The sequence below is a fragment of the Pannonibacter indicus genome, assembly GCF_001418225.1.
GTDB lineage: Bacteria > Pseudomonadota > Alphaproteobacteria > Rhizobiales > Stappiaceae > Pannonibacter > Pannonibacter indicus.
Genome location: NZ_LIPT01000004.1, coordinates 87,350 through 99,522, shown reverse-complemented (window position 1 = coordinate 99,522; position 12,173 = coordinate 87,350). Strand labels below are relative to the sequence as shown.

The 12,173-nt window shown below is 64.0% G+C and carries 10 protein-coding genes; 6 read left to right on the top strand and 4 right to left on the bottom strand.

Features of this window, described 5'->3' with window-relative positions; all coding sequences use genetic code 11:
* The first annotated feature begins 225 nt into the window (after positions 1-225).
* The 6 genes from ASC48_RS08760 (at position 226) to ASC48_RS08735 (ending at position 7,417) form a co-directional block, all read left to right on the top strand.
* Complete coding sequence (locus tag ASC48_RS08760) at positions 226-1,710, top strand: replicative DNA helicase (protein WP_055455382.1); 1,485 nt, start codon at positions 226-228, stop codon at positions 1,708-1,710.
* A 123-nt stretch (positions 1,711-1,833) separates the two neighbouring features.
* A complete protein-coding gene (alr, locus tag ASC48_RS08755) occupies positions 1,834-2,991 on the top strand; it encodes an alanine racemase (RefSeq protein WP_208975625.1) in 1,158 nt (385 codons plus the stop codon).
* Between the two features lies 1 nt (position 2,992).
* Positions 2,993-4,411, top strand: a complete 1,419-nt coding sequence (gene radA / locus ASC48_RS08750) for a DNA repair protein RadA (RefSeq protein ID WP_055455380.1) — start codon at positions 2,993-2,995, stop codon at positions 4,409-4,411.
* A 60-nt stretch (positions 4,412-4,471) separates the two neighbouring features.
* Entirely contained in the window at positions 4,472-5,113 is a 642-nt protein-coding gene (locus ASC48_RS08745; RefSeq protein WP_050473270.1) for a CvpA family protein, read from the top strand.
* Positions 5,114-5,161: 48 nt separating this feature from the next.
* Positions 5,162-6,664 carry an amidophosphoribosyltransferase gene (gene purF / locus ASC48_RS08740; RefSeq protein ID WP_055455379.1) on the top strand — a complete coding sequence of 501 codons (1,503 nt, stop codon included), beginning with the start codon at positions 5,162-5,164 and terminating at the stop codon, positions 6,662-6,664.
* Positions 6,665-6,670: 6 nt separating this feature from the next.
* Positions 6,671-7,417: an SDR family NAD(P)-dependent oxidoreductase gene (locus tag ASC48_RS08735; RefSeq protein ID WP_055455378.1), complete on the top strand. Its 747-nt coding sequence runs from the start codon at positions 6,671-6,673 to the stop codon at positions 7,415-7,417.
* 118 nt (positions 7,418-7,535) lie between these two features.
* Here the strand turns inward: ASC48_RS08735 and ASC48_RS08730 are convergent, their stop codons facing one another.
* The 4 genes from ASC48_RS08730 to ASC48_RS08715 all read right to left on the bottom strand — a co-directional run bounded on the left by ASC48_RS08730 (position 7,536) and on the right by ASC48_RS08715 (position 11,953).
* Positions 7,536-8,336 (bottom strand): inositol monophosphatase family protein, encoded by an 801-nt coding sequence (locus tag ASC48_RS08730; RefSeq protein ID WP_055455377.1) that lies wholly within the window; start codon positions 8,334-8,336, stop codon positions 7,536-7,538.
* A 122-nt stretch (positions 8,337-8,458) separates the two neighbouring features.
* Positions 8,459-9,886, bottom strand: a complete 1,428-nt coding sequence (gene der / locus ASC48_RS08725; RefSeq protein ID WP_055455376.1) for a ribosome biogenesis GTPase Der — start codon at positions 9,884-9,886, stop codon at positions 8,459-8,461.
* 40 nt (positions 9,887-9,926) lie between these two features.
* Positions 9,927-11,276 (bottom strand): outer membrane protein assembly factor BamB family protein, encoded by a 1,350-nt coding sequence (locus ASC48_RS08720; RefSeq protein WP_244270030.1) that lies wholly within the window; start codon positions 11,274-11,276, stop codon positions 9,927-9,929.
* Positions 11,276-11,953, bottom strand: coding sequence for a tetratricopeptide repeat protein (locus ASC48_RS08715; RefSeq protein WP_055455374.1), 678 nt, complete (start codon positions 11,951-11,953; stop codon positions 11,276-11,278). Before ASC48_RS08715 ends, ASC48_RS08720 begins: the two co-directional genes overlap by 1 nt.
* Positions 11,954-12,173 lie beyond the last annotated feature (220 nt).

Genomic DNA, 12,173 nt, shown 5'->3' with positions numbered 1-12,173 from the left:
TTTCTTTGCCTGTTTTATGGGCGCACTGACGCCGCTTCCGGCCAATATGTCGCAGGATATCCACAGCCAGCCCCCAGCCCTTGTCCACATGCACCAGTCAAGGCGCGAGATGACTTGTCCCCGTTGATCTTGCGCAGGCTGAGGATAATTGCCTCCCCTGAACTGCGGCCTTTTCCTGCGCCCTTAACACCGGTAAACGAAATATTTCCGCGACCGGGGGACCACATGAAGGGCACTATCCAGAAGATCGAAACGGCAAGCGAGACCGTGCGCGTCGCTCCGCATAACGCGGAGGCTGAGCGCCAGCTGCTGGGAGCGATTCTGGTCAACAACGAGACCTATTACCGCGTCTCCGACTTTCTGGAGCCGCACCATTTTTTCCTGCCGCCGCACAAGGACATTTACGAGAAGACCGGCCAGCTGATCCGCGCAGGCAAGACCGCCTCGCCCATCACGCTCAAGACCTTCTATCCCGCCGACATCAAGATCGCGGATCTGAGCGCGACGCAGTACCTGCTGCGCCTTGCCGCCGACGCCGCCTCGATCATCAACGCGGAAGATTATGGCCGCATCATCTATGACCTTGCCGTCCGGCGGAACCTGATCCGCATCGGCGAGGACATGGTCAACATCGCCTATGACGCGCCCATCGACATGCCGCCGAGCCAGCAGATCGATGACGCCGAGCGGCGCCTGTTTGAGCTGGCGGAAACCGGCCGCAGCGAAGGCGGTTTCATCAGCTTTGGCGATGCGCTGACCGAAACGATCCACATGGCCCACGCTGCCTATAACCGCGAAGGCGCCCTGTCGGGCATTTCCTCAGGGCTTACCGACCTTGACCGGCTGATGGGCGGCTTGCAGCACTCGGACCTGATCGTGCTCGCCGGCCGTCCCGCCATGGGCAAGACCTCGCTCGCCACCAACATCGCCTATAACGTCGCGCAGGCCTATCAAGCTGAAGAACAGCCAGATGGCTCGCTGAAGACGGTAAATGGCGGTGTCGTCGGCTTCTTCTCGCTGGAAATGTCGGCCGAACAGCTGGCCACCCGTATCATTTCCGAGCAGACCGAGATTTCCTCCTCGAAGATCCGCCGCGGCGACATTTCCGAGGCCGATTTCGAGAAACTGGCCGCCGCTGCCCAGCACATGCAGACCGTGCCGCTTTATGTGGACCAGACCGGTGGCATCTCGATCGCCTCACTGGTGGCCCGTGCCCGCCGCCTCAAGCGCCAGCGCGGCCTCGACCTGCTCATCGTCGACTATATCCAGCTGCTGTCCGGCTCGTCCAAGAACAGCGGCAACCGCGTGCAGGAAATCACCGAAATCACCACGGGCCTCAAGGCGCTGGCGAAGGAGCTGAACGTTCCCATCATCGCCCTGTCCCAGCTGTCCCGTCAGGTGGAATCGCGTGAAGACAAGCGCCCGCAGCTGTCGGATCTGCGCGAATCGGGCTCCATCGAGCAGGACGCCGACGTGGTGCTCTTCGTGTTCCGCGAAGAATATTACCTGTCCAAGACCATGCCCGAGGAAGGCACGCCCGAATACGAGGCCTGGGTGGACAAGTTCGAGCGCGTCAAGGGCAAGGCCGAAGTCATCATCGCCAAGCAGCGTCACGGCCCCACCGGCACGGCACAGCTGCACTTCCAGGGCGAATTCACCCGCTTCTCGGATCTGGCGCAGGAAGACTATATGCCCGAGCGGATGGAGTAACCCGTCCGGACCGGTCTATGATGGCCGCAGATATGGGCAAGGTGCCGATTCGCCGCTCCGCGTGGAAACCGCTGCGGAGGGCCTTGCTTTGCTTTTGGCTTCATGACACAGGACCCGCAGAGCATGACAAGCTCCAGCCACGGGCAAACCGTCATCCCGGCCGGCAGCCGTCTGACGATCGATCCGCTCGCCATCGCGCGCAACTGGCGCCGCGTGAAGGACCAGCTCACGCCCGGCACCCAGTGCGCCGCCGCCGTGAAAGCCGATGCCTATGGCTGCGGCCTTGCCGTCACGGTGAAGCATCTGGCGGAAGCCGGCTGCTCCATCTTCTTCGTGGCTGCGCCGCAGGAAGGCGTCATTGCCCGTCAGGCAGCGCCCAATGCCATCATCTACATCCTCAACGGCCTGTTCCCGGGCGCGGCTCCCCTGCTGGCTGAGGCAAGGCTGCGGCCGGTGCTGGGATCCCTGCCGGAAATCGAGGAATGGGCGCTGTTCTGCCGCGAGCGCAAGGTGAAGCTGGAAGCAGCCATCCACATCAACACCGGCATGAACCGGCTCGGCCTCAACGCTCCAGAATGCGAGCGGCTGGCGGTGGATGGCACGCTGCTGGAAGCTTTCACCGCGTCGCTGCTGATGAGCCATCTGGCCTGCGCAGCCGAGCCCGCCCATCCGATGAACAAGGCGCAGCTTGCCGCTTTCAAGGCGATGAGCGCGCATTTCCCAGGCGTGCCGCGCTCGCTTGCCAATTCTGCGGGCGTGTTTCTGGGGCCGGAGTTCCATTTCGATCTGGTGCGCCCCGGCATTGCGCTCTACGGCGGCCAGATCATCGACCATCCGCCCCTGAGGCTTGAACCGGTGATCCGGCTGGAGGCCCGTGTGCTGCAAGTGCGCAAGGTCCCGGCCGGCGAAGGCGTCGGCTACGGCCTTGCGCGAACGGCAGAGCGCGACAGCCGCATTGCCATGCTATCCTGCGGCTATGGCGACGGTTTCCTCAGGGGCGCAGGCAGCGCGGACGGCAAGCCGGGCGCATCGGCCTGGATTGACGGTCACCACTTGCCTCTCTTTGGCCGGATCTCCATGGACATGCTGGCTGTGGATGCTACCGATGTTCCGGCAGACAAGCTGCGCCGGGGCACCTATGTGGAGCTTCTGGGCCCCAACGCCAGCCTTCAGGCGGCGGCATCGGCGGCCGGAACGATTGATTATGAACTGCTGACGGGCCTTGGAAGCCGCCACGCGCGCATCTACGGGCCGCTGGACGGCGGGACGACCGGAGACTGACATGGCCCGCCGCAGCTCTTCCTTTGTATGCCAGGCCTGTGGCGCGATCACGGGCAAATGGACTGGCCGCTGCGAATCCTGCGGCGAATGGAACACCATTGTCGAGGAGGCCGAAGGCAGCGGCGTCGGCGGCGGTCCATCCAAGGGCAAGGTCACCCGTGGCCGCGTCGTGCCGCTGGTCGGCCTTTCGGGCGAGGCGAAGGAAGCCCCGCGCTTCCAGAGCGGCATCAAGGAACTGGACCGGGTGACCGGCGGCGGCTTCGTCAAGGGCTCGGCCCTGCTGGTGGGCGGAGATCCGGGCATCGGAAAGTCCACCCTGCTGATCCAGGCCTCGGCAGCACTCGCCAACAAGGGCCTGCGCTCGATCTATATCTCGGGCGAAGAGGCGATCGATCAGGTCCGGCTGCGCGCCGAACGCCTCGGCCTTGCCAATGCGCCCGTAGCGCTCGCCTCCGAAACCAGTGTCGAAGACATTCTGGCGACGCTGGAGGCCAGTCCTCCCCCTGCCCTGCTGATCCTCGATTCCGTGCAGACCCTGTGGACGGAGCTGGCGGATTCGCCTCCCGGCACGGTGACGCAGGTGCGCGCCTCGGCGCAGGCCATGGTCCGCTATGCCAAGAAATCCGGCACCGCCATGGTGCTCGTCGGCCATGTCACCAAGGACGGCCAGATCGCAGGCCCCCGTGTGGTGGAGCACATGGTCGACGCGGTGCTCTATTTCGAAGGCGACGGCGCGCATCAATACCGCATCCTGCGTTCGGTAAAGAACCGCTTCGGCGCGACGGACGAAATCGGTGTCTTCGAAATGACCGGGGCCGGCTTGCAGGAAGTGGCCAATCCTTCAGCGCTTTTCCTCGGCGAACGCTCGTCGAATGCTCCGGGTTCGGTGGTTTTTGCCGGGCTTGAGGGCTCACGCCCGCTGCTGATTGAAATTCAGGCGCTCGTCGCCCCCTCGCCGCTCGGAACACCCCGCCGTGCCGTGATCGGCTGGGACAGCGCCCGCCTGTCGATGATCCTTGCGGTGCTGGAAGCGCGCTGCGGGGTTCGCTTTTCGCAGCACGATGTCTATCTGAATGTAGCCGGCGGCCTCAGGATCAACGAGCCGGGTGCAGACCTTGCCGTGGCCGCAGCACTGGTCTCTTCACTCAGCGGGCTTGCCCTGCCGGTCAATTGCGTCTATTTCGGCGAGGTCAGCCTCTCGGGCGCGGTCAGACCGGTGGCCCAGGGACAGGCAAGACTGAAGGAAGCGCAGAAACTCGGCTTTGACCGCGCCATCTGCCCGGCCGGAAACATCAAGGATGGGACCGGGCCGGAGCTGAGCGCGGAAGGAATACAGGACCTGAGCGCCTTCATCGCCAAGATTGCTGCCAAGGGCAGCGGGCGGGCCGGCGGCGGGCCCCGGGATGTGCGGAACGACTGACAGCAGCATGGCGCCGCAAGCGGCAGCCGGGACTGCGGGCTACAAGGGTAAAACCGGACGATGCCAATCACGCTCCTCGACGGAATTCTTCTCGTCATCATGCTGATTTCCGCCGTTCTGGCGATGGTGCGCGGCTTTGTCCGTGAAGTTCTCTCCATTGGCTCATGGGTAGCGGCAGCCGTCGCGGCCTATATGCTCTATGGATATGTGCTTCCCTACGCAAAGCAGTACATCAGCAATGACTATGTCGCCCTCGGCGCTGCCATTGCGGGCGTATTCCTGCTGACGCTGATCATCGTCAGCTACATCACCATGCGCATTTCCGATTTCGTGCTCGACAGCCGCATCGGCGCGCTGGACCGCACACTCGGCTTCGTTTTCGGCGCCGCACGCGGTATGCTGCTCGTTGTCGTCGGCCTTGCCTTCTTCAACTGGTTCGTGCCAGCGGAGCGCCAGCCCCAGTGGGTGGTTCAGGCCAAGTCCCGTGACCTGCTGACCTCCATCGGCCAGCAGCTGCAGGCCGCCCTTCCGGAGGATCCGGAAAAGACGATCCAGGAGTTCAACCGCTCCAGCCGCCGCAATGCCGATGAGCCCCAAGGCCAAGCTCAGGGCCAACCTCAGGGCGGCAACGAGAATACCGGCTACAGCGCCGCAGAACGTCAGGGCATCGACCAACTGACGACCAGCGGCACCGGAAACTGATCTTTTTGCCAGCAAGGCTGGCCGCACAACCTCTCAAGGAGCTTCGCCATGTCCGGTCTGACCGACTTCCAGGGCGCAGGGAAACAGTTCCGTTCCGATGATACGGACGACATCTACGGGGACACGCTGCGTGAAGAATGCGGCGTGTTCGGCGTTTTGGGGCATGAAGATGCCGCCGCGCTGACCGCCCTTGGCCTGCACGCCCTGCAGCATCGCGGACAGGAAGCGGCCGGCATCGTCACCTATGACGATAACGAGCAGTTCCGCTCCGAGCGCCATCTTGGCCTCGTCGCCGATCACTTCTCCAGCGCCGAGACGATCAAGCGCCTCGCAGGCTCTGCCGCTGTCGGCCATGTGCGCTATTCAACCACCGGCGAACCGGCCCTGCGCAACGTGCAGCCGCTGTTTGCGGAGCTGGATGGCGGTGGCTTTGCCATCTGCCACAACGGCAACTTCACCAATGGCCTGACGCTGCGCCGCCAGCTGATCCGCGACGGGGCCATCTGCCAGTCCACGTCGGATTCCGAAGTGGTGCTGCAGCTCGTCGCCCGAAGCCGCCAGCCGAAGATCGTCGACCGCTTCATCGAGGCGATCAAGCAGATGGAAGGCGCCTATTCGCTGGTCGCCCTCACCCGCAAGAAGCTGATCGGCGCCCGCGACCCGCTGGGCATCCGCCCGCTGGTGCTGGGCGACCTCAACGGTGCCCCGATCCTTGCCTCCGAAACCTGCGCGCTCGACATCATCGGCGCAAAGTTCATCCGCGAGGTCGAGAACGGCGAGGTGATCGTCTGTACCTCCGGCGGCATCGAGAGCTACTTCCCCTTCGGCCGCCGCCCGGCGCGCCCCTGCATCTTCGAATATGTCTATTTCGCCCGGCCCGACTCCATCGTTGGCGGCCGTTCGGTCTATGACGTGCGCCGCCAGATGGGAGCACAGCTGGCCCGCGAGAGCCACGTGGACGCTGATGTGGTGGTTCCGGTGCCGGACAGCGGCGTTCCGGCCGCCATCGGCTACAGCCAGGAATCGGGCGTTCCCTTCGAGCTTGGCATCATCCGCAACCACTATGTCGGCCGCACCTTCATCGAACCCACCCAGTCGATTCGCACCCTCGGCGTCAAGCTGAAGCATTCGGCCAACCGGGCGCAGATCGAGGGCAAGCGCGTCATACTCATCGATGACAGCCTGGTGCGTGGCACCACCTCACTGAAGATCGTCCAGATGATCCGCGATGCCGGCGCGCGCGAAGTGCATTTCCGCCTCGCCAGCCCGCCGATCCGCTACTCCGACTATTACGGCATCGACACGCCGGTGCGCGAAAAGCTGCTCGCCGCCCGTTACAATCTGGAAGAGATGCGCGCCTTCATCGGCGCCGACAGCCTCGCCTTCCTCTCGATCGAAGGCATCTACAAGGCCATGGGGCTTGAAGGCCGCGACAACGAGAACCCGCAGTTCACCGACCATTGCTTCACCGGCGACTATCCGACGCCGCTGACCGACCTGTCGGAAGACGTGGAGTTCCGCAAGCCGCCGCGTCTGGTGGAAGTTGGATAAGGCACAATGACCGACAAGATCCTCGACGGCCGCATTGCGGTCGTGACCGGTGCCTCACGCGGCATCGGCTATTTCATCGCCCGGGAGCTTGGCCGCCTCGGCGCCCATGTCATCGCTGTCGCCCGCACCGTGGGCGGCCTCGAAGAGCTGGACGACGAGATCAAGGCCGCAGGCGGCCAGACCACGCTCGTGCCCCTCGACGTCACAGACTATGACGCGCTGGACCGTTTGGGCGCCGCCATTTTCGAGCGCTGGAAGAAGCTGGACATTCTGGTGGGCAATGCAGGCGTGCTCGGCACCCTGTCGCCGCTCGGCCATGTGGATATCAAGACCTGGGACAAGGTGATGGCGGCCAATGTCACCGCCAACTGGCGCCTGATCCGTTCGCTCGACCCGCTGCTGCGCCAGTCCGACGCCGGGCGCGCCGTGTTCCTGTCCTCGGGCGCGGCCCACAAGTGCAAGGCTTATTGGGGCCCGTATTCGGTCTCCAAGGCTGCACTGGAAGCTCTGGTGCGCACCTATACCGCCGAGACACGCCTGACACCGCTGCAGATCAGCCTCGTCAATCCAGGCCCGGTTCGCACCTCTATGCGCGCACAGGCCATGCCCGGCGAAGATCCGGCGACCCTGCCGCATCCCGAAGACGTGGCCAAGGCGATCATCCCGCTGACGCTGCCCACCTTCACGGACGGCGGCCGCCTCTACGACCACCCCTCGCGCAGCTTCAAGGATTTTGTGCAGGTCGCATCGTAAGGGATTGGAACGGAGGGTCTTCTGCTTCTTGCCTTACCCCTTCCTCCGTCCTGCATGACGAATGCGGATGGGTCTTTCAGGCCGGAGCATCGCTCCGGCCTTTTTGCATTCAGGCGCTTCAGTGGGCTGCCAGCGGCGGAAAGACCGCTTCGCACATGCCGGACCATTCGTCATAGACACCCGGGCAAGCGGTGATGACGCGCACGCCTGTGGCGATGGACGCGTCCACGTCAAAGCCGGTGACCTTGCCGCCGCCTTCCTCGATCATCAGGAGACCGGCAAGGCAGTCCCAGACGTTCATCTTGGATTCGCCATAGGCGATGAGCCGGCCGGCGGCCACATAGGCCAGCATCAGCCCGCCGGAGGCATTGCGGAAGAAGACGCCGCCCCGGTCCACCAGCGCATCGATCAGCTGCACGGCGCCGCAGACCTTGTTGCGGCCGCTGAAGCCGACACCGGCAGAGCCGGTCTTGAGGCTGGTGCTGGCGGAGACCCGCGCCGGGCGGCCATTGACCGTCAGCCCCTTGCCGCGTTCAGCGGCGAACATTTCGCCCGACACCGGATCATGGATGACCCCGATGACGGTTTCCCCATTGTGAACGCAGGCAATGATGAAGCACCACTGCGGGATACCGGCAACGAAATTCGCCGTGCCGTCTATCGGATCGATCACCCAGGTGTAGCCGGACGAGCCTTCCACGCGGCCATGCTCCTCGCCGACGATGCCATCGCCCGGGAAGACGGCTGCGATCTCGTCGCGCACCAGCGTTTCCACGTTGCGGTCGGCTTCCGTCACAAGGTCCTGATGGCCCTTGTTGATGATGGTCAGCGTTTCCAGCTTGCGGAAATAGTCAAGGCCAAGCGCGCCTGCGCGGCGGGCGAGGCCAACGGCAAACTCCATGCGTTGCGTCGTCGTCATCGCGGTCCCCTTGTCATTCGGTTGCAGATGGTGTGCGGGGCCGAGGCGCCCCGATGGGAGAGGAAAGGTCACAGAAAAGGCCGGAGCGGATGCCCCGGCCTCGCAAGGGCCCTTGCCGGGGCCTAACGGGTTTTCTTTTTCTTGCCCGCATAGGGATTTTCGCCCTTGCGGTAGCTGAGACGGATCGGCGTGCCCGGCATGTCGAAGGTCTGGCGCAGGCCGTTGACGAGATACCGGGTGTAGCTTTCCGGCAGCTCTTCGGGGCGCGAGCAGAACACGACGAAATGCGGCGGACGGGTTTTCGCCTGGGTCATGTAGCGCAGCTTGACGCGGCGTCCCTGCACCGCCGGGGGCGGATGGTGGGTGAGGATCTTCAGGAGCCAGCGGTTGAGGCGCGAGGTCGAAACGCGGGTGTTCCAGACCTCGTAGGCGTTGAACACCGCTTCCATCAGCCGGTCGATGCCCTGCCCCTGCAGGCCGGACATGGTGACGATCTGGACGTTGCGGATCTGGTTGAGATAGCGGTCCTGAGCGTCCTTGATGGCGGCCCAGGCCGCCTCCCGGTCCTCGATCAGATCCCACTTGTTGATGGCGATCACCAGCGCGCGGCCTTCACGGGCCACCAGATCGATGATCTGCAGATCCTGCTTCTCGAAGGAATTGGTCGCGTCCAGCGCCACGACAACCACTTCGGCAAATTTGATGGCGCGCAGAGCGTCGGCAACGGAGAGCTTTTCCAGCTTTTCCTGCACACGCGCCTTGCGGCGGATACCGGCGGTGTCGAACAGCTTCAGATGGCGCTCGCGCCACAGCCAGTCGACGGAGATGGAATCGCGCGTGATGCCAGCTTCAGGCCCGGTCAGCATGCGCTCTTCGCCCAGCATGCGGTTGATCAGCGTCGACTTGCCCGCATTCGGACGCCCGACGATGGCTACCCGCAGCGGGCGCTCGCTGGTGCCCGCGGGAGCTGCTTCCGGCAAAAGCGGATTGCCGTCCTCGTCCAGCTCAACGGAAAAGTCTGCCTCGTCCTTGGCCGCCTGCTCTTCTTCCTCGACCCGCTCCACGTAAGGCAACAGCGCCTCGTAGAGACCGGCCAGACCCTCGCCATGCTCGGCGGAGATGGCCACCGGCTCACCCAGACCCAGCGAGAATGCCTCATAGAGACCACCCTCGCCTGCCCGGCCTTCTGCCTTGTTGGCCAGCAGGATCACCGGTTTTTCGCTCTTGCGGGCAACGGCAGCAAAATGCGCATCAAGCGGCGTTACGCCCGCACGGGCGTCGATGACGAACAGAACGGCATCGGCTTCCGCGATGGCCTCTTCGGTCTGGGCGCGCATGCGGCCTTCAAGGCTCGTTGCATCCGCATCCTCCAGGCCTGCGGTGTCGATGATGGTGAAGCGCAGGTCGCCCAGGCGCGCCTCGCCCGGCCGCCGGTCGCGGGTGACGCCCGGCGTGTCATCGACAAGCGCCAGGCGCTTGCCGACCAGCCGGTTGAACAGCGTCGATTTGCCCACATTCGGACGGCCAATAATGGCTACGGTAGCGCCCAAGCCCCTTACTCCTCAGGCCGCAATCCCTGCGGCCCATCTATCAGTTGAATCCGGCGATGCCGCTGTCACCTTCCAGCACCACGATCCTGCCGCCCGCAACAATCGGGGTCACGAAGACCTTGGCCGAAATGTCACGCACGCTCTGGATCTGGCCGCTGGCTGCGTCCACAAGGGCGATGCGGCCATCGTTGGAGAAGGCCACCAAGGTGCCGTTCGCCAGCACCGGGCCCGCCCAGTTGCGCCGCTTCTTCTTGTTGTCAAGCTGCGGCAGGTCTGCCCGCCATAGAGCGTCACCGGTCTTGCGGTCAAGAGCAACCATCTTGTCATCCAGCGTTACCATGAAAATGGCATTACCGGAAACGACCGGCGTGTGCACCGAACCTACGTTCTGCTCCCACTGGCGCTCACCCGTCCTGAGCGAGGCAGCGACGATCTTGCCGCCGACGCCCGTGGCATAAACCGTGCCGCCGGAAACGACCGGGCTCGCGGCAACATCTGTCAGCGTGGACACCGCCAGGGTCCGGAAGGCACGCGAAACGCCTTCAGCCCAGACCGGTTCACCCTTCTTGATATCGAAGGCCATGATCTCGCCGGAGGAGAAGGGCACAACCACAGTTCCGCCGGAAATGGCCGGGGACGCGGCCGTCAGCAGACCAGCGTTTTCCTGAACACCCGAATAGGTCCAGGCCACGGTGCCATCGTCCTGCTTGACCGCATAGACCTCGTTAGTCTGCGTCACGACGAAAACATGGCCAGCGCCAACCGCCGGGGCGCCACGCGCCGGGGCGCTGAGCTCGACGGACCACAATTCCTGACCCGACCCGGCGTCCAGCGCTGCAAGCGTGCGGTAGCCGGTTGCGGCGAAGACACGGTTGCCGGAAACGGCAACACCGCCGCCGGAGGCAATGCCGTTCTCGTCGGCCGGACGCAGGTTCTTCGTCCAGGCTCGGGCGCCGCCCGTGCTCATGGCAATCACCTCACCCGTGGGCTTGTAGACGAACAGACGCCCGCCGGAGGCCACAGGCCTTGCAGCCGTGCGCATGCCTGAAGACGTCAGGCCGCCGCCGGAACTGCCGATCGAGGCGCGCCAAGCCTGCTGGCCGCTGAAGGACACGGCAACATTGCCCGGATCATTGCTTTCATTGCCCCCAGCCTGCGGCCAATCCTGACCGCCTGTGGCAGAGCCGATGCTGGCAGACCGGTTCGTGGTCTGCTCCAACGGATCAGCGCCCTGAAACAGGGGCTGGCGTTCGCCGGGAAGAATCTTCTGCTTGGTCGCAAAGGGATTGATGGCATCGGTATATTCAGACACCGAGGAGCAGCCCGCCAGAAGCGTGGCAGCCAGAAAAACACTGGCAAGCTGCCGGGAGGGCTTGGTCATACGCAACATCAGTTCGTCTCTCCCTTGTCGGCAATGCTGGGCTGTGAGCCTCGGATCACCTTGGTGAGAATGGAAACCCGCGCCCCAATTTCGCGCGGCGCAGCGGCATCTTCCGTAATCTGGCTGGCATATTCGGTTGCAGCATCCATGTCGCCAGCGCTCCAGGCCGCGAAGGCAAGGATTTCACGGGCAGCAAACCGCCAGGAATTGTTTTCGGCCGTCAGGGGCTCCAGCCGTGCCTTCAGCGCCGCAAAATCAACCGTATCGAGGGCAATATAGCCGGCACGCACCGCAGCTAGGCCGCGCAGAACCGCTTCAACGGACGAATCGGCGGCCAGCGCGTCATAGGCCGCCACGGCTTCATCCGCCTTGCCGGATGCGGCAAGGCTTTCCGCGAGGCGGAACTTTGCAAGGACAGGATAGCCGCCGGTGGCAGATCCCATGGCGGCGAAGGCAGCTTCCGCCTCCTCGGCCTTGCCCTCCTGCGCCAGGCGCACAGCCGCGATATAGGCATCACCAGCCTTCATTGACTGCTGGCCCTGCCAGTACAGCCAGCCGCGGTATCCGGCCGTTCCGGCCACAATCGCAACTGCCAGGATGATCACCCAAACGCCGAGACGGTCCCAAAGGCGACGGAATTTTTCGTGACGGATATCTTCGTCGACTTCCCGGAAAATGTCGGACATGCGTTCGAGCTTCCTGCAAACATCTGGACTTGTGTGTGAGGCCTTACACCCCGCGCAAGGCGGCGCCACATTACAGTGTCACCGGCCCTGTGGCAAACGCCTGTATCCGGCTCTTTTCAATGGCTTGATGGCGCAAGTGAGGCGAGATCTGGCCAATCCGGCTTTTTGAAGGGCAGCGTATCCGGAATCACGCTCTCTTTTGGCCGGCTGACGAGGCAGA